General features: G+C 71.3%; 1 protein-coding gene. It reads right to left on the minus strand.

Going from position 1 to position 331, the window contains the following annotated elements; translation table 11 throughout:
* A partial coding sequence (locus BW39_RS04080) for an RHS repeat protein (RefSeq protein ID WP_043820009.1) occupies nucleotides 1-331 on the minus strand: 331 nt, incomplete at both ends.

Below are 331 nucleotides of genomic sequence, written 5' to 3' on the forward strand. Positions count from 1 at the left end.
CCTTGCCGCTGGCCTGCAAGGTGGCCCAGGCCCATGAGGTTGAAGTCGGTGTGCCGCCAGTGGGCGTGGACCTGGGCCGCCCAGTTGTCCTGGGTGTTCGTCTGGCCCGGAGCGCTGGGTGCTGGCAGGCGGTTGCCTGCAGGGTCGATCTGCCAGCGGGTGGTGATCTGGGGGTCCTGGCTGTCGGTGGCCGCTCTGAGGCGCCCGGCGCTGTCGTAGCCGTAGCGCAGCAGCTGCGCGGCCTGGCCCGGGGCGCCGGCCTGTTCGATGGCAACGAGCTGGCCCAGGCTGTCGTAGTGGTAGCGGCGGCCGAGGATCTGGCCTATGAGGG

This window comes from Delftia sp. RIT313 (genome assembly GCF_000632165.1).
Taxonomy (GTDB): domain Bacteria; phylum Pseudomonadota; class Gammaproteobacteria; order Burkholderiales; family Burkholderiaceae_C; genus Comamonas; species Comamonas acidovorans.